The 26,198-nt window shown below is 62.1% G+C and carries 28 protein-coding genes; 7 read left to right on the top strand and 21 right to left on the bottom strand.

Annotation, left to right across the window (positions count from 1 at the left end):
* Positions 1 to 7: 7 nt before the first annotated feature.
* The 4 genes from I8J29_RS26380 to I8J29_RS26365 all read right to left on the bottom strand — a co-directional run bounded on the left by I8J29_RS26380 (position 8) and on the right by I8J29_RS26365 (position 6,365).
* The gene (locus tag I8J29_RS26380) at positions 8 to 958 is read right to left on the bottom strand and encodes an ABC transporter permease (protein ID WP_240546512.1); all 951 of its coding nucleotides are present in this window, start codon (positions 956 to 958) and stop codon (positions 8 to 10) included.
* Positions 959 to 985: 27 nt separating this feature from the next.
* Positions 986 to 3,994, bottom strand: a complete 3,009-nt coding sequence (locus tag I8J29_RS26375; RefSeq protein WP_208850346.1) for a beta-galactosidase — start codon at positions 3,992 to 3,994, stop codon at positions 986 to 988.
* 585 nt (positions 3,995 to 4,579) lie between these two features.
* Complete coding sequence (locus I8J29_RS26370) at positions 4,580 to 5,635, bottom strand: LacI family DNA-binding transcriptional regulator (protein ID WP_208850363.1); 1,056 nt, start codon at positions 5,633 to 5,635, stop codon at positions 4,580 to 4,582.
* Between the two features lie 196 nt (positions 5,636 to 5,831).
* Complete coding sequence (locus tag I8J29_RS26365) at positions 5,832 to 6,365, bottom strand: general stress protein (protein WP_208850345.1); 534 nt, start codon at positions 6,363 to 6,365, stop codon at positions 5,832 to 5,834.
* Between the two features lie 171 nt (positions 6,366 to 6,536).
* Between I8J29_RS26365 and I8J29_RS26360 the strand changes: the two genes are divergently transcribed.
* The 4 genes from I8J29_RS26360 (at position 6,537) to I8J29_RS26345 (ending at position 9,538) form a co-directional block, all read left to right on the top strand.
* Positions 6,537 to 6,860 carry an STAS domain-containing protein gene (locus I8J29_RS26360; RefSeq protein WP_177222299.1) on the top strand — a complete coding sequence of 108 codons (324 nt, stop codon included), beginning with the start codon at positions 6,537 to 6,539 and terminating at the stop codon, positions 6,858 to 6,860.
* A 42-nt stretch (positions 6,861 to 6,902) separates the two neighbouring features.
* Entirely contained in the window at positions 6,903 to 7,379 is a 477-nt protein-coding gene (gene rsbW, locus I8J29_RS26355; RefSeq protein WP_208850344.1) for an anti-sigma B factor RsbW, read from the top strand.
* Positions 7,379 to 8,149: a sigma-70 family RNA polymerase sigma factor gene (locus I8J29_RS26350; RefSeq protein WP_090644974.1), complete on the top strand. Its 771-nt coding sequence runs from the start codon at positions 7,379 to 7,381 to the stop codon at positions 8,147 to 8,149. Before rsbW ends, I8J29_RS26350 begins: the two co-directional genes overlap by 1 nt.
* A 192-nt stretch (positions 8,150 to 8,341) precedes the next feature.
* Positions 8,342 to 9,538, top strand: coding sequence for a magnesium transporter CorA family protein (locus I8J29_RS26345; RefSeq protein WP_208850343.1), 1,197 nt, complete (start codon positions 8,342 to 8,344; stop codon positions 9,536 to 9,538).
* A 210-nt stretch (positions 9,539 to 9,748) separates the two neighbouring features.
* On the opposite strand, the gene I8J29_RS26340 is transcribed toward I8J29_RS26345, so the two are convergent.
* Positions 9,749 to 10,921, bottom strand: coding sequence for a PP2C family protein-serine/threonine phosphatase (locus I8J29_RS26340; RefSeq protein ID WP_208850362.1), 1,173 nt, complete (start codon positions 10,919 to 10,921; stop codon positions 9,749 to 9,751).
* A 233-nt stretch (positions 10,922 to 11,154) separates the two neighbouring features.
* On the opposite strand from I8J29_RS26340, the gene I8J29_RS26335 reads away from it, so the two are divergent.
* Positions 11,155 to 11,940 carry a lipase family protein gene (locus I8J29_RS26335; RefSeq protein WP_208850342.1) on the top strand — a complete coding sequence of 262 codons (786 nt, stop codon included), beginning with the start codon at positions 11,155 to 11,157 and terminating at the stop codon, positions 11,938 to 11,940.
* Positions 11,941 to 11,994: 54 nt separating this feature from the next.
* Here the strand turns inward: I8J29_RS26335 and I8J29_RS26330 are convergent, their stop codons facing one another.
* The 6 genes from I8J29_RS26330 to I8J29_RS34685 form a co-directional block, all read right to left on the bottom strand.
* Entirely contained in the window at positions 11,995 to 12,345 is a 351-nt protein-coding gene (locus I8J29_RS26330; RefSeq protein ID WP_090644985.1) for an MmcQ/YjbR family DNA-binding protein, read from the bottom strand.
* Between the two features lie 13 nt (positions 12,346 to 12,358).
* Positions 12,359 to 12,820 carry an MEKHLA domain-containing protein gene (locus tag I8J29_RS26325; RefSeq protein WP_208850341.1) on the bottom strand — a complete coding sequence of 154 codons (462 nt, stop codon included), beginning with the start codon at positions 12,818 to 12,820 and terminating at the stop codon, positions 12,359 to 12,361.
* 66 nt (positions 12,821 to 12,886) lie between these two features.
* A complete protein-coding gene (locus tag I8J29_RS26320) occupies positions 12,887 to 13,105 on the bottom strand; it encodes a hypothetical protein (RefSeq protein ID WP_090644991.1) in 219 nt (72 codons plus the stop codon).
* A 105-nt stretch (positions 13,106 to 13,210) separates the two neighbouring features.
* A complete protein-coding gene (locus I8J29_RS26315; protein ID WP_208850340.1) occupies positions 13,211 to 13,510 on the bottom strand; it encodes a hypothetical protein in 300 nt (99 codons plus the stop codon).
* 45 nt (positions 13,511 to 13,555) lie between these two features.
* Positions 13,556 to 15,181 (bottom strand): glycoside hydrolase family 26 protein, encoded by a 1,626-nt coding sequence (locus tag I8J29_RS26310; RefSeq protein ID WP_338113289.1) that lies wholly within the window; start codon positions 15,179 to 15,181, stop codon positions 13,556 to 13,558.
* A 188-nt stretch (positions 15,182 to 15,369) separates the two neighbouring features.
* On the bottom strand, positions 15,370 to 15,450 hold the full coding sequence (locus tag I8J29_RS34685) for a hypothetical protein (RefSeq protein ID WP_420831164.1): 81 nt from the start codon (positions 15,448 to 15,450) through the stop codon (positions 15,370 to 15,372).
* On the opposite strand from I8J29_RS34685, the gene I8J29_RS26300 reads away from it, so the two are divergent.
* On the top strand, positions 15,441 to 16,334 hold the full coding sequence (locus tag I8J29_RS26300; protein ID WP_240546509.1) for a M15 family metallopeptidase: 894 nt from the start codon (positions 15,441 to 15,443) through the stop codon (positions 16,332 to 16,334). The two genes, I8J29_RS34685 and I8J29_RS26300, sit on opposite strands and share 10 nt — an antisense overlap.
* 460 nt (positions 16,335 to 16,794) lie before the next feature.
* Here the strand turns inward: I8J29_RS26300 and I8J29_RS26295 are convergent, their stop codons facing one another.
* From I8J29_RS26295 to I8J29_RS26270, 6 genes are all read right to left on the bottom strand, one after another.
* Complete coding sequence (locus I8J29_RS26295; protein WP_208850339.1) at positions 16,795 to 17,979, bottom strand: MFS transporter; 1,185 nt, start codon at positions 17,977 to 17,979, stop codon at positions 16,795 to 16,797.
* A 227-nt stretch (positions 17,980 to 18,206) separates the two neighbouring features.
* Positions 18,207 to 18,731, bottom strand: a complete 525-nt coding sequence (locus I8J29_RS26290; RefSeq protein ID WP_208850338.1) for an NAD(P)H-dependent oxidoreductase — start codon at positions 18,729 to 18,731, stop codon at positions 18,207 to 18,209.
* A 73-nt stretch (positions 18,732 to 18,804) separates the two neighbouring features.
* A complete protein-coding gene (locus tag I8J29_RS26285) occupies positions 18,805 to 18,978 on the bottom strand; it encodes a hypothetical protein (protein WP_208850337.1) in 174 nt (57 codons plus the stop codon).
* A 220-nt stretch (positions 18,979 to 19,198) separates the two neighbouring features.
* On the bottom strand, positions 19,199 to 19,768 hold the full coding sequence (locus I8J29_RS26280; protein ID WP_208850336.1) for a TetR/AcrR family transcriptional regulator: 570 nt from the start codon (positions 19,766 to 19,768) through the stop codon (positions 19,199 to 19,201).
* Positions 19,769 to 20,361: 593 nt separating this feature from the next.
* Positions 20,362 to 21,303, bottom strand: a complete 942-nt coding sequence (locus I8J29_RS26275; protein WP_208850335.1) for a hypothetical protein — start codon at positions 21,301 to 21,303, stop codon at positions 20,362 to 20,364.
* 245 nt (positions 21,304 to 21,548) lie between these two features.
* Positions 21,549 to 22,466: a nucleoside hydrolase gene (locus tag I8J29_RS26270; protein WP_208850334.1), complete on the bottom strand. Its 918-nt coding sequence runs from the start codon at positions 22,464 to 22,466 to the stop codon at positions 21,549 to 21,551.
* Positions 22,467 to 22,670: 204 nt separating this feature from the next.
* Between I8J29_RS26270 and I8J29_RS26265 the strand changes: the two genes are divergently transcribed.
* Positions 22,671 to 23,444, top strand: coding sequence for an AraC family transcriptional regulator (locus tag I8J29_RS26265; protein ID WP_208850333.1), 774 nt, complete (start codon positions 22,671 to 22,673; stop codon positions 23,442 to 23,444).
* Here the strand turns inward: I8J29_RS26265 and I8J29_RS26260 are convergent.
* From I8J29_RS26260 to I8J29_RS26245, 4 genes are all read right to left on the bottom strand, one after another.
* The gene (locus I8J29_RS26260) at positions 23,416 to 23,772 is read right to left on the bottom strand and encodes a DUF1904 family protein (protein ID WP_090645008.1); all 357 of its coding nucleotides are present in this window, start codon (positions 23,770 to 23,772) and stop codon (positions 23,416 to 23,418) included. The genes I8J29_RS26265 and I8J29_RS26260 overlap by 29 nt on opposite strands.
* 15 nt (positions 23,773 to 23,787) lie before the next feature.
* Entirely contained in the window at positions 23,788 to 24,345 is a 558-nt protein-coding gene (locus tag I8J29_RS26255; RefSeq protein WP_208850332.1) for an SLOG family protein, read from the bottom strand.
* Positions 24,346 to 24,571: 226 nt separating this feature from the next.
* Positions 24,572 to 25,060, bottom strand: a complete 489-nt coding sequence (locus I8J29_RS26250) for a stalk domain-containing protein (RefSeq protein WP_208850331.1) — start codon at positions 25,058 to 25,060, stop codon at positions 24,572 to 24,574.
* Between the two features lie 188 nt (positions 25,061 to 25,248).
* On the bottom strand, positions 25,249 to 26,190 hold the full coding sequence (locus I8J29_RS26245; RefSeq protein ID WP_208850330.1) for a metallophosphoesterase family protein: 942 nt from the start codon (positions 26,188 to 26,190) through the stop codon (positions 25,249 to 25,251).
* Positions 26,191 to 26,198: the final 8 nt, after the last annotated feature.

Genomic DNA, 26,198 nt, shown 5'->3' with positions numbered 1-26,198 from the left:
CTCCCTCCTAGAACAGTGAATTATCCGGCGACGCCTTCTTCACCAGCCAGTTGGCCGTGATGACGACGATGAAGCCGAAGACGGACTGGTACAGACTGACCGCGCTGCCCATCGAGAAGTTGAAATTGTTCATGAGCGAGCGGAAGACGTACGTCTCGATAATATCCGTCGTCGAGTAAAGCGACGTGTTGTTCGCGCCGACCAAGTTGTAGAAGAGGCCGAAGTTGCCCCGGAGCACGCCGCCGAGCGAGAACAGCAGCAGGATGATGAAGGTCGGCTTCAGCCATGGCAGCACGATGTAGCGGATGCGCTGCAGCGCGTTGGCGCCGTCGATCTCGGCGGCTTCGACCACCTCGGAGTCGAGGCCCATGATCGCCGCGAAGTAGACGATGGAGCCGTATCCCGTGGACTGCCATAGAAACGTGACGATAATGATGACCGGCCAAATGTGCGGATTGGAGTACGTCTTCACCGGATCGGCGCCGAGCGACTTCAGGATGACGTTCAGCAGGCCGTAGTCGTAGCTCAAAATGTTGTACGCGATCAGGCCGACGATGACGAACGAAATGAAGAACGGCAGGAACATGATCGTCTGCGACACCTTCTTGAACCATTTCTTGCGCAGCTCATTGAGCAGGATCGCCACGAAGATCTGCAGGAAATTGCCGAGCACGATGAACGCCAGGTTGTAGGCGATCGTATTGAACGTCAGCCGCCACAGATCGCCCGTCATGACCAGAAACCGGAAGTTCTCGAAGGCCACGAACGGGCTCTTGAAGATCCCGTCCGTGTAGTTGTATTTAATGAAGGCCAAGTACAGGCCCGGCATCGGCAGGTACGCGAAAATCGCGAAGAACAGCACCGCCGGGGCGCACATCAGGAGCAGCGTCCGGTTGTTCCAAAACCGCTTCCACCCGGCTTTCGCCGTCCGCGGACGGACCGCCGCTTCGGCCGCCATTCTTGGCTGCGTGATCGTTTTCATCGCTTATCCCTCCTCGGTACGCTTCTTCGGCTCGCCGACCGGCACGAACGTCAGCCGCTCCAGCCTGCCCGGCTCTCCGGTCTCGACCGCTTCCAGCAGCAGCGTAAGGCGCGAGCCGTCTTCCCGCTCCCGAAGCCACGGTCCCGGCAAGTAGAACGACGCCTGGTCCCCGCCGCTGAATACCGGCCTCGACGACGACGCGCCCCCGGCCGTCCACAGCCGGCCGACGATCGTATCGCCGAGGAACGCCGTCAGCTTCAGTCCGCTGCCCTCGGCCCGCACCCGCCAGCCGCCCGGCACGCCGCCGGCTTCCTCCGGAAGCGTCCCGTACAGCCAGGCGACGCCGCCCGGCGCCAGCTCGACCGGCAGCTCCGCCGCCGCGGCGCCGGCCGCGAGCCGCTCCGCGTGCTCGAGCAGTCCCGCTTCCTCGCAGGCGGACAGCGTCCACTCCCGCGACGCGTTCCCTTCATATAAGAGCACGTCGCCGGCCGGCAGGCCCAGCACCCGCTCGAGGAAGACGGCGATCAGGTTGTCTTCGCCGGGCCGCACGAACGCGGAGATGTCGACGTACGGATCGAACGGATGCACCTGGCCGGCCGCCGCGCCGTTGACGAAGACCCGGGCGATCGCTTGGATGCCCTGGAAGCGCAGCGTGAAGGCATCCGCCGTCCCGTCCGCGACGAAGCGCCGGCGGTAATATTCGAAGGCGGGGTGGTCCGGCGACAGCCAGCCGCCGAAGGCGACGATCGGCCAAGCGGCATCGTCGCAATCCGGGCCGAGCAGCTCCGGCAGCAGCGCGCGGTCCCGCATCCTGCGGACGCGCCAGTTGGACGTCAGGCGCCACTTCGCGGTCACGGCGGTCAGGCCGGCCAGCCCTTTCAGGCTGTTCAGCCGCAGCCCGGGCAGCCGCGGATCGTCGAAATTGGCATGGCCCCAAATTTCGACCCGGGCCGTCAGGCTCTCGCCCGCGCCGATCGCGACGGCATCGCCAGCCGGGAGGTACCGGCTGCCGCCGCCCGGCGCGACCGTGCCGACATAGTCGGCTCCCGCGTAGAGCGAGACGACGTCGGCGCCGTGCCGCAGCAGCAAGCCCTCTGCGCGCTTGCCTTCGGGCAGGCCGCTCGCGGCGCGGTACCAGGCGAAGCCGCGGTACACGCCGTGCGCCTCGAGCGGCTCCGCCGCCGGCAGCGGCACCGCCGGCTCCGCGGCGAGCGGCCGCGCGGGCTCCGCGTCGCCGCGCGTCCAGCCGACGCGCAGCACGCGGGGCGCGTCGTCGTAGTCGGCCGGCGGCCGGAAGCTTAGGCTGCCGTCGTCGCCGATGCCGGCCAGCAGCAGCGCGTCCTCGCGCGCCAGGCCGATCAGCGTCAGCCGGCGGCCGCCGGCGAGCACGAGCGTCGCCGAGGCGATTTGGCCCGGCACCGCTTTATAATGGAAGACAAGCTCGCCGTCCAGCGCTTGCACCGTCATATGGGAGGCGGTTGCCGCGGCTTCGGCCGCGAGCGCGTCCGCCGGATTAGCCGCATTGGCCGCGGTGCCGTTCGCGTGGTCCATTGCGCTGGCCGTCGCACTGGCCGCATCGGCCGCTGCGCCGTTCGCGGCTTCAGCTGGCGCGGCTTCCCCGAGCGCCAGCGCGATCTCGCCCTCGTGCTCCGCGTGGAACACGAGCACGGTGCGGTCGGCGGCGAGGTGCGCGTCCGACAGCTCCGCCGTCGCGTAGCGGAGCGTGCCCGCCGGGACGCTCCAGCGCGCGAGCGGCACGCCGGCCGGCAGCATCGCGCAGCGCATCGGCACGCTCTGCAGCCGCGACGCCCGCGGGATGCTCCGCGCCCCGCCGGCCGCGTCCGCCAACCGGAGCGTGACGGCTTCCGCCTCGCCGCCGACGTTGGCGAGGAACAGCAGCTCCCCGCCGCCGGCCAAGCGCAGCGTCCGCTCGAGCAGCGCGCCGCCCGCGGGTTCGCCGGCGTTCCGCTCCAGGCCGGCGATCTCCGCCGCCGGAGCCGAGACGGCTTCCGCGATCGCGTCGCCGTACGTCCGGATTACCCGGCGCAGCAGCCGGCCTTCCAGCGCTTCCGGCCGCAGATGGCCCTCCGGCGAGATCATGCCGCGAAAATCGTAATCGGACGTCATGAACGCCAGCGGGTCGCCCCAATTGTTCGTGCCGTTCGTGAAGCCGAAGTTCGTGCCGGATGCCTGCAGGTACGGCCCGAGCAGCTTCGCGCCGCAGGAGAGCAGCCGCCGGAGTAGGAAATGCGAACGGTTCGTCTCCGTCACGAGCAGCGGCAGGTTCAGCTCGGCGAGCCGCCGTTCGTAGGACGCGGCCTTGTCTTCGAAGGCCGGATCGCGGTCGTTCGGGTAGAAGTTGCAGGTCGGCACGACGCCGTCGACCAGCCCCGACGCTTCGCGCAGCCCGCCCTGTCCGGCGCAAGCGATGAGCGGCACCGTGATGCCGCCGCCGAGAGCCAGGTCGCGGAGCGCCGCGATGTAGGCCGCCGGATCCGGGCAATCGTAGAAGTCGAGCTCGTTCTCGAGCTGCACGCAGAGGACGGTGCCGCCGCGGTTCGCCTCGTACTTGGCGAGCAGCGGGAGAATGCGGTCGTACCAGCGTTTAACGGCCTCCATGTACGCCGGCTCGGCGCTGCGGATGAACATGCCGGGCTTTGCGAACAGGTACGCGGGCAGTCCGCCGCCGTCCCATTCGGAGCAAATGTACGGACCCGGCCGGGCGACGACCCAGAGGCCGGCTTCCGCCGCCTGCCGCAGGAAGAACTCCGCGTCCCGCTCGCCGGCGAAATCCCAGCGTCCTTCTTCGAGCTCGTGGTAGTTCCAGGGGAAATACACGTCGATGGCGTTGTAGCCGCAGGCTTTGACCTGCTCCATCCGTTCCCGCCACAGCGCGCGGGGAAGGCGGAAATAAAAGAGCGATGCGCAAAGCACGATTTCGGCCTGGCCGCCGATGCGCAGGGATGAAGCGCCGAGCTGCAGCGCCGTGTCGTGCGTCGTATCCATGTTCATGCAGGATCCTCCCGAGGCTCAACTTAATAGGCATGCGTTTATGAAACCCATTTCATAAGCAGGGGAAAAAAATACACGGCGACATGCGGGAGTAGACGAGAAGCCTTGCGTTCTCCATTCCGGGAATGCGCGTGTATCGATGCCGGCCGGCTGCGGGCGGCAATCGTGCGGCTATGCGATTGAAAGCTGCGGCGGCGTACTGCGTACGGCCGCGTTGGATGGCCTGGTGATGCGGTATGGCTGCGATGAGGCGAATATCGGTTCGTGAAGCGATTCAGGCGTTGCGATGGATGGCAATGATCACGCGGTGAGTCCGAAGCAGTGCATCTTGGTCATGCGCTGCTGCGTTTGGAGTGCGGCGGTGCAACTTGATCTTGCGCTGCTGCGTTTGGAGTGCGGCGGTGCATCTTGGTCATGCGCTGCTGCGTTTGGAGTGCGGTGCGGGCTAGCCTTTATCCGGTGTGAGTGAAACCCATTTCATTCCGGGGTAAAAATGAAACCCTTTTCATCAGGGCTGCCTTGATTTGAAGTTTACCCGCAAAATGATAGCGCTGTCAATGGGGCTGTTAGAAAAATTTTCTGCCCCTATTTCGCCGGCGGCGCCGTGCTCTCCCGCACGACAAGCTCCGGCTGAAGCGTCGTCAACAGCTCGACGCCGTCGGATTTGGAGATCAGCTGATGCAGCACGCGGGCTGCTGTGCGGCCCAGCTCCACGCAGCGGAGCGACAGCGTCGTCAGCTCGGGAATGATATTCGCCGCCATCGGCACGTCGTCGACGCCGGTGACGGACACGTCGCGCGGCACCTCGAGCCCGGCCTTGACCGCGGCTTTGATCGCGCCGATGCCGACCAGATCGTTCGCGCAGACGACGGCGGTCGGACGCCGGCCTTCGCGATCAAGCAGCCGGCCCATCAGCTCCTTGCCGCGGTTCACGGAGAAGCCGCCGTGGTTGACCCACTCCTCGCGCACGGCCAGACCCGCGCGTTCCATCGCCGTGCGGAACCCCTCCAGCCGGCGCACCGTGTTGGACATCTGCGGATAGCCGCCGATGAAGGCGATGTCGCGGTGGCCGAGGCCGATAAGATGCTCCGTCACGCGCTCGGCGCCGGCGATTTCGTCGACGACGACGCGGTGGAACGCCGCGCCCGGCAAGTTGCCGTTGATCAGGACGATCGGCACGCGCTTGTTGATCTCGGCGACTTCCTTGGCCATCTCCTTGCCGCAGTGATGCAGGTCGATGCGCCCGCCGATCATGATGATGCCGTCGACCTGCTTCTCGGTCAGGATGCCGAGGTACTGCGACTCGCGCCGGTACTGGTCCTTGATGTCCTGGTTGGAGGAGCCGGTGTCGCAGAGGAAGAACGTGTAGCCCGCCTGGCGCGCCTCCTGCTCGAGCCCCGCGAGCACCTCGGGGAAGAACGGATTCGTGATGTCGGGCAGGATGATGCCGATCATCCCGGTGGCCTTCTTGATCAAGCTGCGGGCGAGGGCGTTGGGCTGAAACTGGTACTTGTCGATGAGGTTCTGGATGCGCTGGCGGGTGGAGGCTTTAACGGGAGCGGTGTTGTTCAGCACGCGCGAAACCGTCGCGACGGATACGTTGGCTTCTTTGGCGATGTCGTACACGGTAACCGATTTCATCATGGCTTCTCCCTCTTGGCCCCAAAATGGAAAATCCGTCCTGCTCGGACAGTTTCACCCTAGCATAGCAGAGAGTTTTCGCCGTTGTAAATGGGGTCCCCGAACGCCGAAGAGGCCGTGCCCCGAAGCGCGGCGCTTCGGCGGGCACGGCCGGGTTCGACCGGATCCGTATGATTTCGCGGCCGGTTGCGCGATTTTACAAAATCCGCGTCGCGCCGGTGCTGCGGAAGAGCGCCTCCGCCTCACCGCCGCGGGTCATGTCCGGCCCGCCGTTCGACGCGTCGCTGCCGGTCTCGGCAGCGACGATGATCCCGCCGCGCGCGATCGCCTCCCGGCACGCCTCCACGTCGCCGCCCGGCACGCCGAGATCGTGCAGCGCGCTGTCCATGCTGTCGTCGTCGTCCAGGAACGCGGCGGCCGCCACGAACGAATTGCCCGGGTACGCCATGCCGCCCGTGAACGGGCCCGTCATGGTAAGTCCCGGCGAAGCCGCGATCGGGACCACGACCCGCGGATCGTCAAGGCCGTGCTGATCCGCCGCGAGCCGCGCGTCCGTCAGGTCCTGCAGCTCGTCCGCGTCGACGTCCGTCTCGTTTTCGATCCGGCGCGTATCCTCCCGGTTCTTCGCGATGACCGTCAGGTCCGTCTTGACGAAGCCCGCCTGCTCCAGCGCCTGAATGGCGCGGATGGCGTCGTTGTGCGTATCGTAAATCGCGATTTTGTAGCTCATGTCCATCGCCTCCATATTTGTCGGGTATGCTTGGTATACCCTGTTTGCGAAGGATTCAATCGGTTAAACTAGAACATATTTCTAACCGGCCCGCGGTTTGTTTCAGTCCCGGTCCGCGAGGGTAATCATCCCTTAATGAGAGGCAAATCCATGTACAGGAGCGTCGTGACGATGAAGCAAAACGATAAACTATTCGTTCGAACCGAAAACCAAACAGGCAAGTGTACCGTCTATATCGGCGGGGAGCTCGATCTGGAATCCGCCGTGCAAATGAGAGCCGTCATGTCGCCGCTGATCGAGCTGGACGACCGCGAGCTCGTGCTCAATCTGCGCGAGCTGCGCTACGTCGACAGCACCGGGATCGGCATTCTGGTCTCCGTCCTGAAGGCGCGCCACGCGAAAGACGCGCCGTTTGCCGTCGAGGCCGTCCCGCCGCATATCCGCAAGCTGTTCGACATGACCGGCATCACGCCGTTCCTTCTCAAACAAGCCTAATTCGCCGATCGGAGGCGAACCGCAGAAAGGACAGAGACCAAGATGAACGTAAAGGAAGAAGTAATCACATTGCAGGTGCCCGCATCTGCGGAATATATCGACTTGGTGCGGCTGACCCTGTACGGGCTGGCGGTCAAAATGGGATTCTCCTACGAGGAAATCGAAGATATGAAGGTCGCCGTCTCGGAGGCCTGCAACAACGCGGTGTTGTATGCGTACGGCGACCTGAGCTCGGGCGAGGCGGCGCAGGCGCCGATGCCGGCGCCGCGGATCGAGGTCAGGCTCGTGAAGCGCGACGACGCCCTGTCGATCGTCGTGAAGGACGACGGACGGAGCTTCGACGCGGCCGCCGCGGCGCGCCGGGCGCAGCCGGTGAACGGCAAATCGATCGACGAACTGCAAGCCGGAGGATTGGGACTGTATTTGATGCAAGCGCTGATGGACGACGTCGAAGTGAACAGCAACCGGGGAACGGAAGTGGTACTGACCAAGCGATTAGTCAAGAGCGGTGAGCTGTGATGAGCCCGCAGCCGGCCAAGCAACCGACCGTCACCGGCGCCGAGCTCATTATCGCTTATCAGGACAGTCCCTCCAATGAAATCGCAGAACAGCTGATCGAGCATTATGAGCCCATGGTACGGATGGCAGCCGGTAAAATCTCCCGCAACCGTCCCGATCTGTACGAGGATCTCATGCAAGTGGGCCAAATCGCGCTGCTGCGCCTGTTCAGCCAATTCGACAGTTCGCTCGGCGTGCAATTCGAGCCCTATGCCATGAAGAGCATTATCGGCCACATGAAAAACTATTTGCGCGACAAGTCCTGGTACGTCCAGGTGCCGCGCCGGATCAAGGAGAAGGGCATCGCCGTTCAGCAGGCCATCGACGAGCTGACCGTGAAGCTGGAGCGCTCGCCGAAGGTCGAGGAAATCGCCGCGCAGATGGCCCTCTCCGTCGAGGAAACGACGGAGATCCTCGCGGGACGCGACCTGTACCACTACGTGTCGCTGGATACGCCGATCTCCGAGGAAGACAACGCGACGTCTCTCGGCGATCTCCTCGGCTCGCCGGGCGACGACTTCGAGGACGTCGACCGGCGGCTCGATCTGCAGGCCGCCATGACCCAGCTCAAGCCCCAGGAGCAGCAGGTGCTCATGCTCGCCTACTCCGAGGGACTGCCGCAGCGCCATATCGCGGATCAGCTCGGCATCTCGCAGATGAGCATCTCCCGCATTCAGCGGCGCGCCATCGACAAGCTGAAGGTGCTGCTGAGCGAGCAGCCCGAGGACTGAGCGCCGAACGCCTCCGAAGCACGCCGCCCCGGCAACGCCGGGAACGGGCGTGCTTCTTTTCGTGTCGGGCGAAGGTGCCCAAGGCGGCCGAAGGGCGCATTTTGCCGCGGGCGAGTTGTGCTTCCCGGCGAATTCGCGTTATGATGGAACTAATCGTATCGAGCACGTACGGACAAGCAGGAGGCCCCGACCATGATGCATCGGTTGCTGCAATTTCCATCGGAATGGGAATGGCACATGCTGCACGCCAAACGACCGGCCGTCTCCGGTCTGAGCCGCAGGAAGAAAGACGGCGCCCGGCATGACGGCGCGCAGCGGGAAGATCGCGAAGCTTTCCGGGACGAAGCCGAGCTGGACGTCCGGCAGGCGCACCCGGAATACGCCGCCTGGCTGCAGGACGCGGAAGGCTGCGAGCACAATCAAATATCGGTATCCGAGCTGCCGGGGGGCGAGCCCGTCCTGCAGGGCACGCTCATGTTCCAGGCATCGGAGGACGAGGACGATATCCAGCCCCTCCACTTCCGGGTCACGCGCAACAAGCTGGTCACGTACCAGTCCGACATGCGCCTGTCCCTGCGGCTGCAGCTCGAACCGTGGAGCGAGAAGCTGCACCGCTGCCAGACGGCCCCGGAAGCGCTGTTCGTCATGCTCGGCAGCATCCTGGAGACGTTTCACGCCGGTCTCGACCGGTTCGAGACGCGGCTCGGCGAGCTGGAGCTCCGGATGAGCCGCCATAACAAGACGGGGCTGATGAACGTCATCTTCGAGCGCCGCTACGAGCTGCTGCACTGGAGCCACCTGTTCATTCCGATGAAAGAGATTCAAGGCGCCGCCAAGGAAGCGTTCATGGAAGAGCTGACGAATCAGGAGGAGTTCAAGCGGATGGAGCTTCGGATGGACCGGGTGCAGAACCTGCTCAGCCATTACGCGATGGAGATCGACACGCTGCTCATGATGGACGACGCCATCTCGAACTTCCGGGGCAACGACATCATGAAGACGCTCACGATCTTCACCGCCTTGTTCATGCCCGCCACGGTCATCGGCGCCGTCTGGGGGATGAATTTCGACGACATCCCGTGGGCCAAGGAGCGTTGGGGCTTCATCACCGTCAGCGGCGTCATCGTCGTCACCACGCTGCTGATCTATTGGTGGCTGTGGCGCAAAGGCTGGACGGGCGATCTGCTGAACGGCCGCTCGCAAGGAGACATCGTCAGCTCGTCGCGGCTCGAGCCTTCGGAGGCCGACCGGATCGAGCGGGCGGACGGCGAGGACATCCCGCTGCTGCCGCGCCGCAGCCGATCGCAAGCCCGGACGAAGACGACGGTGACGACGCGGGACGGGGGCGGCGAGGATCCGCCGCCGCTGCCGTCGCGATCGAGCCGTTAGCGACGCCGCGCTGCCGGCCGCGCGACAGCCGGAATCCGAAATCGACATGACAAAGGGAGCTGCCCCAAGGCCGTCCGCAAGCGGATCGGGCCGGGGAGCTCCCTTTTTTGCGTATGCGCCCGAAATCTCTCGTCGACGAGACGGTTTCGGGCGCGTAAGAGCATTTATCGGACATTCTGCTGTCTTAGGCTAGACGTTCGTATCGATCGTCTATTTAATATCCACGATCACCAGACAACGGTCGTCGGATGTCAGCCCGTTCCGGTCCTCGCCGCCGAACAGCGCCTCCTCCAGCGCCTTGACCGGCGTTCCGCCGCCGAACGGCCGCAGCAGCTCCGTCAAGCTCGCCTCGCGGTCCTCCGCGTAATCGCTGCCCACCAGATCGTACATCCCGTCCGTAAACAGCATGATCCGGTCGCCGGGCCGGATGTCCAGCGCGTATTTCTCCGTCGCGATCTCGTCGAACAGGCCGATCGCCGCCCCGCCCAGCTCGAAATGCTCGATGCTGCCGTCCGCCCGAACGACCAGCCCCGGGGGATGGCCCGCGTTGACGTACTCCAGCACGCCTTTGTTCAAGTCCACGACCATGTACAGCCCCGTAAAATAATACTGGATCAGCTGGTCGGCGAACTGCAGCTGCTGGGACCGACGGTTCAGCTCCCGCACGACCCGCTTCGGCTCCACCTGCTTCGTCATCGCTTCCTTCAGGACGGACGCGATGAACATGCTCGCGAGCGACGAGCTGATCCCGTGGCCCATCGCGTCGATGACGGCGATGCCGTACCGGTTGTCGTCGATCCGGTGCCACGCGTACAGGTCGCCGGAGAGCTCCTCCGATGGCCGATAGATCGCATCGATCGCCATGCCTTCGTCGTCCACCGGCTGCGGCAGCGCCGCGAACTGCACCTCCCGCGCCAGCTGCAGCTCTTCTCTGACCCGGCGGTCGCGCTCCCGGTGCCAGTCCTTCTCTTCCTTCAAGCGCAGCGCGACGCGAATGCGCGCCAGCAGCTCGATCCGGTTGATCGGCTTCGTCACGTAGTCGATCGCGCCGGCGTCGAGGGCCTCCGCCAGCTTCTTGGAATCGCCGATCGCCGTCACCATGATGATCGGAATGTCCTTTAACCGCGGCGACTCCTGGATGCGCGCGCATACCGCGATCCCGTCCACGCCGGGCATCATGAGATCGAGCAAAATCAAATCGATCCCGTGGTTGTCGTCCCCCGGCTTGTCCGCGGGTTCCTGGCCTCTCGCGTCCAAGCCGAGCATGCCGAACAGCTCCATTCCGCTCGCCGCCGTCCGAAGATCGGAATAGCCCGCCCGCTTCAGGATTTCCTTGACTACCGTGATGTTCATCGGATTGTCGTCCACGACGGCGATGCGCATGTTCCACCGCCTTGCGCCGCCGTCCCGTGCCGTCGATTTGTTCATGACTTCCGCACTGCTCCCACTCTATGAATTTCCGTGCCTGCTTCGTTCCTGCCGTACCTCGCCAGACGTTCTTCTTCATTACCCCCATTCCCCGGCCTTGAAACGGGAATTCGCCTACGAAGGGGCGAACGCCTAAAGCACGCCGGCCCAGCGCCTCATACAATGGAACAAGGAAAGGGGGAGCCCTCATGAGCAACGGCAGCTCGGCGGACCTGAGAACGGCGATATTCCTGGCCGCCATCTGCGGTCAAACCTATGTGCAGTACGACAACGGCGGCTTGTTCCTGATGCCGGATACGTACCGGCTGATCGGCCCGATCGGGGCTTCGTCCTACGCGGGCAAGGAAGAGCTGTTCGGCTTCGTCCTGGAATCCGACCGCGGCGTCATCGTCGCCTTTCGCGGCACGATCTCGCCGACGGACTGGATCACGGACATGATCGCGCAGCAGGTCGCCTTCAAGCCGGCGGGGAAAGGCTGCCTCGCGCACCGCGGCTTCAACGACGTCTACATGTCCGCCCGCGACGCGATGTTCCGCCTGCTGAGCGATACGACGCCCGGCAAGCCCGTGTTCGTCACCGGCCACAGCCTCGGCGGCGCGCTCGGCACGCTGGCGGCCCTCGACATCGCCCTGAACCGGAAGCCCGCGAACCTGGTCGTCTACACGTTCGGCTCGCCGCGCGTCGGGGACCCCGCCTTCGCCCGCAGCTACAACGCGGCCGTGCCGGTCTCCTTCCGCATCGAGAACGAATTCGACGTCGTGCCGCATCTGCCGCCGCTTGTCTACACCTCCCCCAAGACGGACAAAACGTACTATTACATGCACGTCAAAGAGGACGTCAAGCGCAGCTTCCGGAACGGCTCGGTCGGAGGGAATCACGTCATCGGCAGCTATTTCGGGGATTTGGCCAAGGACGCGCCGGGCTTCGCGGCCGCGATCTGCTCGGGCCCGCCCGGCTGGTGCCCGTCCAATTAGCGGCCCGCGCGGGGCGGGCGGCGTCCGGGACGCTGCGCCTTCCCCGCCCGCTCGCTACGGCTGCCTCAGCAGCGCTTCGATCCGGTTGCGTTCGGCCTTCGGCAGCCCCTTGAAGACGAGTTCGTAGGAGTGACGGATCATGTCGAACACCTCGCCCAGCGGGAGGGAGCCGTCGACCGTGACGGAATTCCAGTGCTTCTTGTTCAAGTGGTAGCCCGGCTTCACCGCCGCGTGCTGCTCGCGCAGGTTCTCGGCGACGACGGGGTCGCATTTCAGCGACACGACGTTGTCCGCGACGAGCGCGAACATTTTGCCGCCGACCTTCATGACGAGCGGCTCCGGGCCGAACGGATAGTCCTTCTCCGCGCATTTCAGGGACAAGCAGTACTCGACGATCGGTTTCATCCGCGCGCCCCCCTCACAGCCGGGTATAGCCGGCGAACGCCGCGGCTTGTCCGTAATACGCGCCGGACTCGTCGTACAGATTCCAGACGACCGCCTGCTCGATGCGGAACCGCCGGCCGGTGCCGGAGATCCGCACGCCGCTGTAATCGTCGATGTAGCCCTTCGCCGCGACGGCCTCCATGAACCGCTGCCGCTCTTCGCGGACAAGCGGCTCCGCCGTCAGCCTGGACGGCATGGACGTGAAGCTAGCCCAGTCCATTTCCCACAGCCCGAGCGCCGTGCGGTTGCCGTAATTCAGCACCGGGTCCGCCTCCGTCCCGTGGGACAGCACCGCGATCGGCGCTTCGAACAGCTGCTCCGCCGCCGAACCGCTTCCTTCCGTCTCCAATAGCGGCTTGCCCAGCAGCTTGCGGTAGCTGTCCAGCACGATCCTCGCATGGCGCTCGCTCGCTCCGATGTCCGTACTCCGCATCATGTCCGATTCCCCCTTATCGTTAAAAAAACTGAAGGCGATAATCGCCCTCAGTTTTCGCGTGACTCGTTATACGCCCATTTTCTTGCGCTGATTGTTGACCTTCTTCGTGTTCTGGCTCTTCATCGTCTGCTGATTGCCGCCGGGACCGAATTTTTGCTTGCCGCCGTTCGCCTGCTCCTGCTTCTTCTGCGCGAGCTTCTGCTTCACGGCATCGGCCAGGGAGACCTTCTTCGGTTGGTCCAGCGATTGCTCCTGCGATTCCGGCGTCGTTTGGTTGTCGGACATTGAAATCACCTCGCCTGATTGTACTACTCCTATTGTAGCGCGTTTTCGTCTTGCTTTCCAGTAGCCGGCGGCAGATTCGCGCCTGTTTCCCGCGGATCGGGACGCCTATTCGCGCAGCGCCTCGTTCAGCCGCGTGGAGCGCAGCTCCCGGTCGCCGCCGCGCAGCAGCCCGCGCAGCCGGACAACCTCCCGCTGCAGCCGCCGCTTGTCTTCGCGCAGCGCCTCGATCTCCGCGAGCGCGGCCGCGAGCCGCTCCTCCGCGGACGCGTTCGCCCCTATCGGCCCGTTCTGCTCCTGCATCGCCCGCCCCCCTTTCGTCTTGCCCGCGCACGGTTCGTCCTCCCATTGTAGCGCGAAGGAAGGCGCTTTGTAAAAGCGGACGCGGGCGAGACGGACGCCGAGCATGCGGCGGCGCCCCGGCCGCGGAGGAACACGCTTGCCGGCGGACGGTTATTTCACGGCGACGCGCACCTTCTGCGTCGTGACGAGCTTGCCGCGGCCGTCGTACGCCTGCACGGCGACGTCGATCGCGCGGCCCTTGTACGGCGCGAAATCGACGGACGCCGTCCACGGCGGCGACGAAGCCGACGCGACCGTCCGGCCGCCGATGCCGTACGTGACCTTGGCCAGCATCGGCGACCAGGACTTCACGTAGGCGGAGACGCGCTGCTTCGCGGCCGCGACCGGCGAGGCGGCGCTCGCCGGCTTGTAGGCGACCGGCGACTCGTCCCCGACCGCGCCGAGGTAGAACGGATTCGCGACCGCGCCCTTGTAAGCCGCGAGCAGCTTCGGATTGGCGGACAGCATGTAATATTTCGCCCGCGCGGACGCGTCGTGGTTGCTGTCGAACCAGAAGACGGCCTTTACTTTCGGATACAGCATCGGCAGCGCGGCGTAAAATTGCTTCAGCTGGTAGACGGCCCAGTCCGTTTTGTCCTGCTTCTTCTCCGGGTACAGGTAGGCGATGCCGCCCTCGGAGACGAACACCGGCTTGCGCGCGGCGTAAAGTTTGTAGATGACGTCGAATTTGTCGACGTGGCTGGACCGGTCCTCGCCCTGCTTCAGCGGATCGAGCGACGGGTCGAAGATCGAATACAGGCTGACCCCGACCCAATCGACCGCGTCGTCGCCGGGGTAATAATCCGGGATGTTGGTTTCCGGCAGCCGGTCCGGCGCCCATACCATCGCGACGCCGTTCGGCGCCTCTTGATGAAATACCTTGGCGACGAGCCTGAATTTCGCGATGTACGTCTTCGGATCGACGTGCCACTTGACCCAATCGCCGTTCATTTCGTTCGCGAAGCGGAGAAACACCTTCACGCCGGACGCCTCGATGTCCCGGGCCAGCTGATGCAGGTACGCGTCGTCCTTCACCTCGCCGAGCCCTTGGAGCGGCTGCAGCCCGAGCTCGATCGCCGTGCCGGCCGCCCGCGCGCGGTCGAGATGGCTCTGAATGACCGACAGCGGCTGCCCGTACGTAAAGTACAGCAAGTACGCCGCATGCTTCTTCCCGGTCAGCTGCGGGAACCGCTCCGTGTAGAACGGGTTCGCCGTCTTCGCGTTGTGGACGGCCGGGTCGAGCTCCGCATAGGCGCCGAGCAGCGCGCCGTTCTTCGGCTCGAACTTGGCCCCGTGCGCATACGCGCCGCCGACCGCGGAGGCGGACGTCTCGACGAACAGCTTGGCGGTGCTGCGGAGCATGTCCGCCCGGCGCTTCGCCGCGAGGCCGATCTGCGTCTGTCCCGCCTTGCCGGCGTAGCTCGCCTCGAGGTCCCAGCCGGCGACGGCGTCGTCGTACTTGGCCAGCTTGGCGTAGTCGTCGCCGATGCGCCTGTACATGCCCGCGGCGTTGCCGTATTCCTTCCTCTTCGCGAATTCCGGGGCGATTTGCTTGTATTTCGCGATCGCTTCGGCGTAGCTGCCCTGGGCGTCGAGCTTCTGGGCCGCCTTGTAGACGCCCCATACGTCCATCGCGTGGACGTTCGCCGCCGGCAGCGCGGCAAGCGCGGCGGCCGATGCGGTCAACAGCAGCGCCAGTCTGCGCGCGGCCTGCAACGGTTTGCGGATCCTTCTCACGTGTCGCGTTCCCCCTGAATCGTCTTTCGTTTTCGGTGTTCGTTTGTCGAATCGGCTTCCATTTTACACCATGCGTCCCTGCGCCGATAGACAAATTTTTGCATCTTTCGCGTCTTTTCGAGCCGTTTTCGGTGCCTATCCGCCGAGACCGTGTTGTACAAGCGCAACAAATCCCCCTATAATATTCGTTAGATAAATAGAAGCGCCCGCATGCCGCGGCAAGCGGGGCTGCAGCAAACCTGGGAGGCAAGGAACCACTTTGAGAAAATCCGCTCTGATTCCCGTCGTCGTTCTCGGCATCGCGCTCGGGACAGCCGTCATAGCAACCCAAACGACCTTATTGCAACCCGCGTACGACCGCTTCTTCGGCGATTCCGCCTCGGCCGGCGCCGGCAACGATGCCGCTCAAGGCGCCGGCGCGAAGCCGAATTCGGGCACGGGCCAGACCGCCGGCGCGCCGGCGAAGGGAAATCCGCCCGCGAAGCCCGCGTCGGCCGCCGGCCGGTCGGAGCTCCAGCAGTTTCTGTACGACAACGCCGCCTCGCGCACGACGGTGACGCGAAGCGGCGTCGCCTACGTTACGAACCCGACGAGCGTGCTCGTGCTCGTCAACAAGAAGCGCGAGCTCGATCCCGGCTACGTGCCGCCCGATCTCGAGAAAGCGCCCGTCGAGTTCTCCTTCTCCGGCGACAGCCCGAAGCAGCAAATGCGCAAAGTCGCCGCCGAAGCGCTCGGCAAGCTGTTCGCCGGCGCCAAGCAGGACGGCGTCGAGCTGAAGGCCGTGTCCGGCTACCGGTCGTACGCGTCGCAGAAGTCCATCTTCAACGCCTACGCGAGGACGCACGGCGAGGAAGAAGCCAACACGTTCAGCGCGCATCCCGGCCAAAGCGAGCATCAGACCGGCCTCGCCATGGACGTCTCCAGCGCGAGCGTCCATTACGGCCTCGAGGAAAGCTACGGCGAGACGAAGGAAGGCAAGTGGCTGAAGGAGCATGCCGCGGAGTACGGCTTCATCATCCGCTTCGAGAAAGGCAAGGAGCAGGAGACCGGCTATATGTACGAGCCGTGGCACGTCCGGTACGTCGGCGTCTCCGTCGCGAAGGACGTGCATAAGCTCGGTTTGACGCTGGAGGCATACTTGGCCCGGTTCTAACCGGAGGCTGCCGCCTGCCCGGCGTCACGGTCAAAAAGACTTTCTCCTCTAGGATCATGCCCTTGTCGAGCAGACAACTGGAAAAAGCTAAACCGCTAACGCGCATCTATACTCAATCGGTGCGCGTTGTTTAAGTTTGGCTTGAAAGCGGTAGGTGCCGGATACCATCGAGCAGCGGCCAAGAAAAAGCGACGTCAGTGCCATGCTCCATTCGGATCTGGGCTTCCAATACACGTCTCGGGCGTACAAAAAGTTCTGAATAACGGACAGGCTGTGAAAGTTCGTTCCGCCGGAAATGGAGGTAAGAATATCCCCTTCAAATGGCACTCAAACCTCCATGCTGCATGAAGGTTTTTTTGAATGTCTACTTGCCTCGCAAGCGGCTCTTCTCTAAATAAAACGAAAAACAGCCGTATATTATATACGGCTGCCGTTATATTCGCTTTCCGCAATTTTTTCCTTATTCTGTTCGACTGACCAGCGATCGGTTATTGTTGACCGTTGTGGTAATCGTAAGAAGGATCAGCACCAAAGCAAAAGAGAACGTTCCCAGCCACATCGCGCCGGTTACATTGGTCATATCGACTACCAAACCGCCTATTAAAGCTCCCAAGCTGACTGACAATTGATAAATACCCACATAGATCGGACTCATGGCTTCTATAGCATTCCCAGCGGTTGAATAAACCAATAGCTGGAGGCCTAAGGGAGCCATTCCCCAGGCGATCGCCCAAATAATGAAAGCAACGATTGAAATTACAACGTTATCTTCAAACAGTGAAATGCCCAGTAATGAAATAAGGAAAATAACAACTGTTCCCACTAATAATCCCTTGAGGCTGCGTCCGGCTATGAAACCAGCGGCAAAATTGCTTATGAAGGAAACAAGCCCGTAGACGAGCAGTACCGCACTGAGCAGATCCGGGCCGATTCCAGTCACATTTTGGAAAAACGGCGTTATATAGGTGTAGGCTGCAAATTGGCCGCCTACAGTGAGTATCGCAATAAAAAAGACCGTTATTACTTTCCTTGTTTTCATGAGCTCCAAGAAATCTTTTCCGCGAACCCCCTGATCCATCGGAATTCTCGGAAGTAGAATGAATTGGATGATGAAAACAGCAATCGCAAGCATGCATCCTACAGTGAAAACGATTCTCAAATCAAAATGTGCGGCCATAAAAGACGCTAGTGGAACGCTTATGACCGTTCCGATCCCAAATCCTCCGAGGACAACCGAGGTTGCTTTTGCTATCTTCTCTTGCGGAACTAACTGTGCTTGAGCAGTCATAGCCACAGCCCAGAATCCTCCAACACTTATTCCAAGGATGATTCGCGCAATGACCAGCACAAAGAAATGGGTTGTAATCATCGAAAACGCATTCGATACAATGAGCAGCAACGACAAGCCGAGAACCACTACCCGCCGATCCAGGCGTCCGATTGCCAACGTAAGAATCGGGCCCGCAAGGGCCGCCAGTATGGAAGTGGACGTTACCGTAATCCCAGCAGTACCCTCCGATACATCAAAACTTCGGCTAATTTCATAAAGAAGACCGACTGGCAAAAACTCAGCAAGAGAAATTGAGAAAGCACCTAATGCGAGTGCAACAATAGCAAGCCATGGATTCCTATTCTTATTACCCAATGTCAAGCATCTCCCTGTTACATAGATTTGCATCATGAATCCGTGGCATATCGGCCCCGGTCGTCACCTTCCGGTGGTCTTAATCTTTTGTACGAATGCCGGGGTTCAAGTGACCCTCGGCATTCGTCCCATCCGGCAAACGTTTCGGAGTGGAAGCAGTCTTGCCGTTCCATCCGGCAACAGGGATAAACCATATCCATGTAAGCATCAATATTTACGTGTATCAATTAAACCACAGGCTTAACCGTCGTGATGTGCCGTACATATTCTTTGCTGCTTTGCACCAAGCGCGTTAAGTCCAACGTGTTGTACGCAAAGTGGGGCAGGTACAGGGCGCTGATATAATTGGCAAGTGCTCGGACGGGAACCAAGATTTCTTCCAGCGTGAAGCGGTTGGAACCGGTCGGTTGATACGCATCCTTAGGCGCGCCATACGAAAACGCGACCCCGATTTCTTTGCCTTTTGTCTTCGTTCCCTCGGGACCGTATGCCCAGTTGTATAGCAGCACGTCTTCAAACCATTTTTTCAACAGCGGCGGCGCGCTGTACCAATAAAGCGGGTATTGGAAAATAATCCGGTCATGGGCTAGAACTAACTGCTGCTCCCGATTGACGTCAATGTTCTCGTCCGGATATTCCTTATACAATTCATGAATCGTAATCTCATCATGCCTTTTCAATTCGTTTACCCATGCTTTATTCCAAACCGACGATTCGATATTCGGGTGGGCAACGATGACCAGTATTTTCATATGATCTCTCCGTTCCTCTATTAGGTTAGTTGTTGTTAAACGTGCAAGCGTTTTGGATAAGAATGCTTTCTTGTTACTTAACGAGCAGCCCGTCTAGTTCCAACACCTGCTTCATTTCTATCCATTCCGCGCGAACGTGAATCGTGTCATGCAGCAATTCTTTGAGCCGATTCAAATAAGCAGATCTATATCGTTCATCTCCGACGTTCCCGTCGAAAGCGATAAGCCCGTTTACGCCTTGCGTCATGGCGGAGCGCCTTCTAGGCGCGAACAAATCGCCTTAGCCATTTCAGCTTAGCCGCGAATTTTTACCTACCGGTCGGTACATTATAGAGAAAAAAAGATCGCCGCTTCTCGGCAGCCCCCCTTCGTGATCGTGTATATTGTTGTACCTACCATTCGGTACAGAGTGATCATAACAAAAACGCTTCTTTCGCGCAACGGAAAAAAACGGAAGCGATCGGTTCTCATGAAAGCCGATATTGCGCGCGAATGGTCGCGATGGCGTTCGTGAGGAAGCCGACTTCTTTCTGGCTTTTCTTCAGTAAAATGGCGCCTTCGATCATCGATACGATGGCTTGCGCATGCTGTTTGGCATCGAAGTCCGACGTTAGATGCCCCCGTGTTTTCAGCTCGCTCAGCGCGCCTTCGATCGACGAAATCCAGCGATCGAATATATAGTGGACTTTAAGCCGAAACGTCTCGTCGTGTTCGCTCATCTCGATGGCAAGGTTCCCCGCGGGACAACCCGACTCTTCGTCCGTATGGATGGTCAACGTCCTGTCCAGCATTTTATTTAATTTCACGATTGGGTCAAGATCGGCAGCGAAAATGCCTTCGAATACATCCCTGTCCCATTCCTTGACCAAATCATCGACAACGGCCAGGCCGAGGTCGCGCTTGGACGAAAAGTAGTGATAGAACTGGCCTTTTCCGATGTGAGCCTCGTCCATGATATCGCTGATCGACGTAGCTTGGTAGCCCTTATAATAAATAATTTTTCTGGAAATCGTTATAATTTCTTGGAGTTTCGACAACTCGACACGCCCTTTGTGTTTACTTTTGTTCGAACTCGGTATCCGCCTAACCGAAAGGCGACAAATGAATTTTATCACAGTTTGTATAAAACGAATAACGTTAGAGGCGAGTCTCTCCACGGTAGTCTTCCCTACGATGGCCATGTTCATGTCGAGTGGCCGGAGAAAGGACAACTATTCACTGTCTTATTTTCGCCAAGAGGGTTGTTTACCCGTGAACGAACTTGGTCGAGGGTTTCCAAATATGCTTCGTGATGGGCGGCTGGGCCACAAGCCAGTCCTAGCAAGGAAGACGGAGCCTTTGGGCCCCGTTTTCATTTTTACCTCGCGAAATCCTCGCCTTATCTCTATAAGCAAGGCGAGAGTATTTCGCTCACCCGCCTTCGTTACTCGTGCACAAAAAGATTGCTGCTCCATGATTCCGTGAAGGTTTTATGGAATGCCTGCTTGCAGGGGCTAGTACCGCTCGGCCGGGGACAGTCAGTCTTTTGCTGTTTGGCGCATGAGGCGCCGGCACGGGGTACGACGTACCGCCTTGCATTAGCAGCGGCACTAAGCGCTAAGAAGCAGGCACGGCGGTACGCCGCCGGCCGCTACGGCCGCTGCGCTTCGATCCAGGCGACGCGCTTCGTCCGGCTGCCCTGCAGCGCGGCATCCGCGGCCGCGAATTCCGACTGCAGCCGGTTCACGACGGCGCGCACCTCGCCGAGCGCGCCCAGCGTCTGGTTCTGCGCCTCCTGGATCCGCTTCTGCACGATCCAGTCCGTAATGAGGCCGTCGAACCAATAATCCCCGAACTTCAGCATGCCGCTGATGTCGATCCCGACGTCGACGGTCCGGTCCAGGTCCGCGAGCTCGTCGCGGAAGCTCCGCATCAAATGGTTGGCATTGTTCATGGACGTCTTGGCGGCGTCGACGTGCTCGTGCTTCATATGCGTGCTGATGACCCCGCCGCCGCCCCACAGGTCCCAATTGCCCCAGCCTTCGGCTTTCTCGAGGCTGTGCGAGGCGTCCTCGAGCGACGTCATCACGCGCCGGCCGGCCGTCAGCGCCTCCTTCAGCTCCTTCGCCGCGAGCGACCGGTCGGCGATCTGCGCGTCCATCTCGGCCAGCTCGGTAGCGTACGCGGACGTCCGCAGCAGCGCTTCCCTCTCGGCCAGCAGCCGGGCGTACTCGACCTCCGCGTTCGCGCACGCCGCGAGCTCGTCGCCGGCGTCCACGATATCGGCCTTCAGCCGCTCCTGCGCCTGCCTGGCCTCCTGCAGGTTCAGCGCGGCGGCGAGCGCCTGCTGGCGTTCCAGCTCGAGCTGCTCCTCCTTGCTGCGCAGCAGCGTATGGAACAGGTTCGCGAGCGACATCCGCGTCAGCTTCTCCACGTCCGCCTGCTCCGCCTCCAGCTTCATTTCCAGCTCGACGATCTGCTTCTCCTTCTCCCGCAGCCGGCCGCGCAGCTGCTCCTGCCGCCGCTGCGCCTTCTCCAGCCGATGCATCCGTTCCTTCGCTTCCGCCAACCGGTCCGGTCCGTATTCCGCCATCGTCCATCGCTCCTCTCGCGTTTCGCACGCTGTATATACGCGAAAGCGGCCGCGCGGATGCGGAACCGGCAAAAAAATGGGGCGCCAGAAGGTCCCCGTTCGCGACGAAATCGAGCTCGAGAAGCGCCTTTGATCCCGATGCACGGTCTCGAAGCCGCCCGCTCCGAAAAAAGACCGTTCCGGCCGGGAAGCCTCCGGCCGTAACGGTCTATTCGCGCCGCGCTCGCAGCCCTCGCGTGCCGGCGTCAGCCTTCCAGCTTGCGGAACAGATCCTTGAATACGCCGTCGCGCTCGACGTAATCCACGTACCGGATCAAATGGCGGGTCTTGTCCATGCTCCAGCGGCCGTCGTCCGACAGCACGGGGCTGTGGACGAGCGAGCTCGGCAGGTATTCGTCGTTGACCAGGTAGGCCACCGTCGTCATGTCCCAGATCACGCGGGAATAGCCGACATGGTCCGGGCTGCAATTCCGATAGGTTTCGTACAAATACCGGCCGATCGGGCCCTTGTCCTTCACGTACGCTTCGATCTCGGCCAGCGTCGTACGCAGATGGGTGGTCACGCCCATGCACGGGATGAGCACGAGCGGCACCCCGCTGTCCAGCACGACGCGGGCGGCCGGCACGTCCTGGTACAGGTTGAATTCCCGCGTGTCCGGCCAATGCAGAGCATGGCCGCCCAGCCAGATCACCACGATCCGCTCGATGATCCGCGGCTCCAGCAGAATGGCGGACGCGACGTTCGTGATCGCGCCGATCGCGAGCACGTAGAGCGGGTCGTCCTCGGACGAGGCCATCGCCCGCGCCACGAGATCGCGCGCCGCTTCGCTGTCGACCGGCTCGTCCGCGCCGGGCAGGTAGCCTTCGGAACCGCGGTGAATCGGAATGCCGGCCATTTCCGGCACGATGCCGGCGATGCGGCGCAGCTCGTTGTAGCTCTTCTCCATGCCGTCCTTCGGGCCGCTCGACAGCTCGTTGAAGAACGGCGCGGCGTAGAACGCCTCGACCGCGACGGCTTCCGGCGACTTCAGCGCGTAGATGACGGCGAACTGGTCGTCGATTTCGTTATAGGTGTCCGTGTCGAGCACCATGCGGACCTTGCGCCGCGGGTGCGCGAGTCGCTGGACCCGCTTCTGTTCGGAGATTGCCGGGTAGTGAACCATGATGGGCCGTTCATCCTCTCGGGCGTTTTTGGACAGCGTCCCGTCCTGCTTGCCGGTCCGCCGGTATTCTTATATGATTTGGTTATGCTAGGCGGGCCGTATCGTGTTGTCATGGTTATTCTACACCGAACGCGGGCGGCCGCGGCTTTACGAAATGGCTGATTGTTTGCATGATATGGCTGTAACGAAGGGGGGAGGCGTCCGATGCACGCGCAGATGGAGTTCATGTTTCAGGCGGTCCGGCAGGCAGGCACCTACATGCCGATGCACGCGCATTCGTGCTGCGAGCTCGTCTATTACGGCATGGGCGGCGGCACGACCCGGATTCTGGACGATGCGCATGCTTATGCGCCCGGCACCTACGCCGTCATGGCCGCGGGGACGCTGCACGACGAGCGGCGGCTCGCGGATACCGAGGTCGTCTGCGTCGGCTTTCGGCTGACCGGCACCGACGGGGGGCTGCGGGAGGGCCTGCACGAGGACGGGGCCGACCGGCCCGTGGAGAAGCTGCTGCGCGCGATGCTGCAAGAAATGCAGGAGCAGCGGCCGTATTACCCGGACAAGCTCAATTATTTGCTCGGCCTCATCGTCATCGAGCACAAGCGGAACGCCGACGTCGCCGCATCCAAAGAAGCGGACGACCATCTGCAGTACGCGCGCGCGTTCATCGACGAGCATTATAACGAAAAAATCACCGTCGAGGAGCTCGCGGCGATGTCGGGGTACAGCTATCATCATTTCCGTCATTTGTTCAAGCGGAAGTTCGGCCGCTCGCCGATCGCTTACCTGCTGAACCGGCGCATCCAGCGGGCAAGCCATCTGCTGCAGCATAGCGCGCTTACCGTCACGGCCATCGCGGAAGCCTGCGGCTTCTCGAGCGACGCGCAGTTCAGCACGCTGTTCAAGCGGGAGCAGGGCGTGCCGCCCCGTCTCTTCCGCCGTCAGCGGATCAGTCGAACACCGGAGGGCCGGCCTTGACCATGAACGGCTGGCCGTTGGCGTAGTAATGCGTCTCCCGGTACACCTTGAAGGCGACCTCGACCTCGGGGATGCCCGTCGTCAGGAGATGGTTCGTGATCGCGGTCGCGACCGCGTCCTGCACCTCCCGGCCGCGGTCGAACCAGGCCACCTCGACGAACGGAAAGGTCGGCACGATCGCGCCTTCCGAGACCGACGTCGCGTTCAGGACGTCGAGCGTGAAGTTGTCCTTGCCGCACCGGCAAATCTGCGCCAATTCCTCGACGAGCGCCGTGCTGATTTTCATGACTTCCGCGAGGTCGACGCCCCGCATGATCAGTTGAGGCATAGCTGCACTCTCCTTTTATTCGTAGTCGTAGAACCGATCTTCCTCGGCGGCGTTCTGCAGGTCCTCCCCGTTCAGGACGATGATGCCGTAATCCGGCGTCACTTCGGCATGCTTGCGCGCGAGCTCGAGCAGAAACCGCGGCGAGCCCTCCTGCTCCTCGTCGTAGATGAGCAGCAGCCCCTCCGTGTTGTCCAGCAGGAACCGGTCGCGCGCCTTGAATTGCCAAGGACCCGCGTATTTCTGTTTGGACACGCTGTTCACGTAGTCCGCTTGCCCCAGAATGGCCGCATAGGCCGCTTTCTTCGGCTCGCTCCAGTTCTCGTCCTGCTCCAAAAACGGCGTAATGACGGCCAGGCGCAACGATTCATATTCAGCTCTAAGCTCCAGCGCGACCTCTGCAGCCCACAGCTCAACACCCCATTGCCCGCTCACGATCACCCATTCCAGCCCTTCTTCGGCGAGCGCCCGCAGCCGCTGCTTGAGCGCCTTCTTGATCACGCCCACGCCGGGGTGCTTATCGGAGAAAATGCCCAGCTCCGAAGCTTTGTATCCCGTAACCAGCACTTGTTTCATTCCCATGCTCCTTGTTCGCGCGTCCCTCTAAGCGTAGCATAAACGAAGAGCGCCGGACAACCTCGCCTCCGCGGAGACGGTCGTCCGGCGCTTTCGTTAGGTGCCGGTCTTGCTTCATATAACGCGCTCGCCGCCGATTCGCGCGATGGCGCCTCGTCGACATTTCGCGCCTCTCCCGCCCGCCAGGCCGACGCTCGGTTTACCCCGGCCAAGATGCGCCGAAGGGCTAAGGCGTCATGGCCAAAAACGTTTCGACGAACGGCTTGGTAACGTATGTCTTGCCCATAATGACGACGGGCGCGTAATCGGCCGTCTTCGCGGCCATGCCGGCCATGACGCGCGTGCTGCCCGGCATCAGCGTCACCGCGTACGGCTGCGGCTTCATCCCCGACCTGTCCGTCATCGCGTTCATACCGGACGCGTCGGTCATGTCGGTCATGTCCGAATTCTGCATGCCCATGCCCATACCCGTCATGCCCGTCCGCGTCAGCACTACGGCCTGCTTCGTCCAATCCACGCCGTACCCGAGCGACATGGCGATTTGCCGGAGCGGCACGAGCTCGTGCCCGTCCTTCTTCACCACGGTTACGCGGCTGTAATCGACCTTCGCCGTCATACTCGAATCCCCGTTCATGTCCGCCGCGTAGGCCATGGCCGGTACCATGACCGCCAGCGCCAGCGCGGGCGCGATCGCCCGCTTCAAGCTTCTGTTCATCCGTCATCTCTCCTCGTCATTGTGTCCTGCAACAACGAGGATAAGATGCCGGTCTTACGGCCGCCTATCGAAATGGTTAACAATTCCTTACGTTTCGGCAACGAAAGCATGCGGCTTCCGCCTGCGCTTCCGCCGAGGCTCCTGCCCTTCTGCCGCTTAGGCTTCCAGACGGCGGCATCCAAGTTCCGCTAGTTATCCATGCCTTTCGGATAATGCTCCTTCGGCTCCAGGATCACGGTGCCGTCGTCCAGCCGCACGTACGTCGCGAAATCCCGCTCGTCCCGCTGCAGCTTGATGACGCGCGCGCCGCGCGGGAAGCCTTCCCGCCCGTACGTTTGGTAGCCCGTCGCCCGGCCGTAGCAGAGCCGGATGTCGTTCAGCGCGCCCCAGTAATCGTTCACGTGGTCGTGCCCGCAGAACGTGCCGACGACGTCGCCCATCTCCAGCATGGCCGCGTACAGGCCGGAATTGACCGGCGGGCAGGCGACGCCTTCGTGCTTGCTGCCGAAGCACAGCTCCTTCTTCCAGACCCGCTTGTACTCCGGCAGCGGAATATGGAAGAACGCCAGCGACGGCAGCGGTTCGCCGCCGTTCGCCGCGGCGATGGCCGCGGACCGCGCGGCGTACCATGCGATCTGGTCGCGCTGGATCCATTGGTAGCCCACGATATGCGGCAGCTCGGAATAGCTGCCGCTGTCGAACAGGTACAGGGCGTTGACCGCCCGGCCCGTCTCGGGATCGTGCACGAACAGCACGGCGTTGCCTTCTCCGCTCAGCTCCTGCGGTCCGGCCTCGGCGATGCAGTGCTCGTGCTCCAGCTGCACGTTCATGAGCTCGCCGCGCGTGACGAGATGCTCCGTGTCGTGGTTGCCGAACACCGCCGCCCACGGGATGCCCCTTCGGTCGACGGTCCGGACCGCGTCGCGGAACGACTGCCGCGGATCGACGCAGTCCTTGCTGTAGATGACGTCGCCGGTAAAGACGACCAGATCAGGCGACTCCGCGTCGAGCACCCGTTCCATCAGCATGCGGGTCAGCATGTCGTCCGGTTCGCCGTTTTGCCAGTGCAGATCCGTGAACTGCACGATCGTGAACGTGCCGTCCCCGCGGTAATACAACGATTTCTTCATTCGCTTCC

It is taken from the genome of Paenibacillus artemisiicola (assembly GCF_017652985.1).
GTDB lineage: Bacteria > Bacillota > Bacilli > Paenibacillales > Paenibacillaceae > Paenibacillus_Z > Paenibacillus_Z artemisiicola.
The sequence above is the reverse complement of the archived record's forward strand: the minus strand, read 5'-3'. Positions and strand labels throughout refer to the sequence as shown.

Excerpts from the sequence above, each read along its gene's own strand:
- I8J29_RS26380 (WP_240546512.1), bottom strand. The coding sequence starts at position 958 with ATGGCGGCCGAAGCGGCGGTCCGTCCGCGGACGGCGAAAGCCGGGTGG.
- I8J29_RS26375 (WP_208850346.1), bottom strand. The coding sequence starts at position 3,994 with ATGAACATGGATACGACGCACGACACGGCGCTGCAGCTCGGCGCTTCA.
- I8J29_RS26370 (WP_208850363.1), bottom strand. The coding sequence starts at position 5,635 with ATGAAATCGGTTACCGTGTACGACATCGCCAAAGAAGCCAACGTATCC.
- I8J29_RS26365 (WP_208850345.1), bottom strand. The coding sequence starts at position 6,365 with ATGAGCTACAAAATCGCGATTTACGATACGCACAACGACGCCATCCGC.
- I8J29_RS26360 (WP_177222299.1), top strand. The coding sequence starts at position 6,537 with ATGAAGCAAAACGATAAACTATTCGTTCGAACCGAAAACCAAACAGGC.
- rsbW (WP_208850344.1), top strand. The coding sequence starts at position 6,903 with ATGAACGTAAAGGAAGAAGTAATCACATTGCAGGTGCCCGCATCTGCG.
- I8J29_RS26350 (WP_090644974.1), top strand. The coding sequence starts at position 7,379 with ATGAGCCCGCAGCCGGCCAAGCAACCGACCGTCACCGGCGCCGAGCTC.
- I8J29_RS26345 (WP_208850343.1), top strand. The coding sequence starts at position 8,342 with ATGATGCATCGGTTGCTGCAATTTCCATCGGAATGGGAATGGCACATG.
- I8J29_RS26340 (WP_208850362.1), bottom strand. The coding sequence starts at position 10,921 with ATGCGCATCGCCGTCGTGGACGACAATCCGATGAACATCACGGTAGTC.
- I8J29_RS26335 (WP_208850342.1), top strand. The coding sequence starts at position 11,155 with ATGAGCAACGGCAGCTCGGCGGACCTGAGAACGGCGATATTCCTGGCC.
- I8J29_RS26330 (WP_090644985.1), bottom strand. The coding sequence starts at position 12,345 with ATGAAACCGATCGTCGAGTACTGCTTGTCCCTGAAATGCGCGGAGAAG.
- I8J29_RS26325 (WP_208850341.1), bottom strand. The coding sequence starts at position 12,820 with ATGATGCGGAGTACGGACATCGGAGCGAGCGAGCGCCATGCGAGGATC.
- I8J29_RS26320 (WP_090644991.1), bottom strand. The coding sequence starts at position 13,105 with ATGTCCGACAACCAAACGACGCCGGAATCGCAGGAGCAATCGCTGGAC.
- I8J29_RS26315 (WP_208850340.1), bottom strand. The coding sequence starts at position 13,510 with ATGCTCGGCGTCCGTCTCGCCCGCGTCCGCTTTTACAAAGCGCCTTCC.
- I8J29_RS26290 (WP_208850338.1), bottom strand. The coding sequence starts at position 18,731 with ATGAAAATACTGGTCATCGTTGCCCACCCGAATATCGAATCGTCGGTT.
- I8J29_RS26285 (WP_208850337.1), bottom strand. The coding sequence starts at position 18,978 with ATGACGCAAGGCGTAAACGGGCTTATCGCTTTCGACGGGAACGTCGGA.
- I8J29_RS26275 (WP_208850335.1), bottom strand. The coding sequence starts at position 21,303 with ATGGCGGAATACGGACCGGACCGGTTGGCGGAAGCGAAGGAACGGATG.
- I8J29_RS26270 (WP_208850334.1), bottom strand. The coding sequence starts at position 22,466 with ATGGTTCACTACCCGGCAATCTCCGAACAGAAGCGGGTCCAGCGACTC.
- I8J29_RS26265 (WP_208850333.1), top strand. The coding sequence starts at position 22,671 with ATGCACGCGCAGATGGAGTTCATGTTTCAGGCGGTCCGGCAGGCAGGC.
- I8J29_RS26260 (WP_090645008.1), bottom strand. The coding sequence starts at position 23,772 with ATGCCTCAACTGATCATGCGGGGCGTCGACCTCGCGGAAGTCATGAAA.
- I8J29_RS26255 (WP_208850332.1), bottom strand. The coding sequence starts at position 24,345 with ATGAAACAAGTGCTGGTTACGGGATACAAAGCTTCGGAGCTGGGCATT.
- I8J29_RS26250 (WP_208850331.1), bottom strand. The coding sequence starts at position 25,060 with ATGAACAGAAGCTTGAAGCGGGCGATCGCGCCCGCGCTGGCGCTGGCG.
- I8J29_RS26245 (WP_208850330.1), bottom strand. The coding sequence starts at position 26,190 with ATGAAGAAATCGTTGTATTACCGCGGGGACGGCACGTTCACGATCGTG.